Raw genomic sequence first — 1,153 nt, forward strand, 5'->3', positions numbered from 1 at the left:
TGGCTGAGGGGTTTTCCTGGTCGTGGACATGGTGGTGTGGCGGCGCAAACGTCGGGTGCTGGCTCGGGTGACCCGGGCGGCGTGGCGGCTGGAGCAGGCCGAAAAGGAACGGGCTTGGGCGCTGGCGGCAGCGAAGACCCACGGCGCGTCGATCAGGGAGATCGCCAAAGCGGCAGGACTGTCGTCATCGCGGGTCCACCAACTCGTTGCCGACGCCGATATCGACGCCCTCGACGCCGAGATGGGTGTCTTGCGGGCAACGGGATGGCCCGCGCCGGAGGATCCCGACGTCGATGACGGCGAGCTGGCGGGCCGTGCCGATATCGCTGGGCGTCTGGATGACGAGGTGGAGTGGATCCGCCAATGCGCCGACTGGCTCGAGCATCTGGACCGCGAGCCGTACCCGACGATGGTGAGCCTGCGTCCGGAGTCGGACTGGCCCCGGCGGTTCCACGTCGTCGCGGACGTGCCCCGCGTCGTGGCGATCTTGCGGCGTATCGCCTACGACGTCGGTGAACTGGCCAGAGCCCGCCGCGTCGCCGACCTCGACCGGGCCGCGGTCGAGGTGGATCCGCGCGCGGAGCGGCGTCGGCGGGTGGCCGAGCCCGCCCTGGAATTCATCGCGTTCTGCCGCCGACGCAAGATCCCGCACCAGTCCACCCCACAGCTGGAGCGGGCCTATGACGCCTGGAATACCGAACGCTACGAGCGCGGCGAGACCGACCAAAACTCGTGGGAGGCCTACAACCCTGTTCGCGAAGCCCGGAACCGTCCAGGAAACTGGACACTCTAACGCCGTTCCTGGGGCGGCTGTTACCGCCACCGAAAGAACAGCGGCGGCTCAGGAAAGAAGTAGCAGTCGGATGTAGCAGTGGGGCCCGGAACCACCACCATGGTTCCGGGCCCCACCTGTTCCGGGTCAGAGTTGGCGCAGCTGCGCGACGATGTCTGGGTCGGCGAGCTGGTACACGATCCATCCGTAGGTGATCAGTGCGCCGTTGAGCAGGCTGATCAGCTGGATAGGTTCCATTCCCTCGACGACCTCGTCCAGCCGTGACGGGCGACCGTTGAACTCGTCATCGAGAACCTTCTTGGCCGCGGGCAGCTCGCTGTAGTCGACGGTCCCGACGACCTCCGCGCCGGCGAGCGGGTC

General features: G+C 67.6%; 2 protein-coding genes. One reads left to right on the forward strand and one right to left on the reverse strand.

The window, feature by feature from the left end:
• The first annotated feature begins 22 nt into the window (after positions 1 to 22).
• Positions 23 to 793, forward strand: a complete 771-nt coding sequence (locus AB0H00_RS31985) for a hypothetical protein (protein WP_357273685.1) — start codon at positions 23 to 25, stop codon at positions 791 to 793.
• A 126-nt stretch (positions 794 to 919) separates the two neighbouring features.
• On the opposite strand, the gene AB0H00_RS31990 is transcribed toward AB0H00_RS31985, so the two are convergent.
• Positions 920 to 1,153: hypothetical protein (locus tag AB0H00_RS31990; RefSeq protein ID WP_357273687.1), on the reverse strand; the 234-nt coding region annotated here is incomplete at its 5' end.

This window comes from Nocardia sp. NPDC023852, from assembly GCF_040639505.1.
Classification (GTDB): Bacteria; Actinomycetota; Actinomycetes; order Mycobacteriales; family Mycobacteriaceae; genus Nocardia.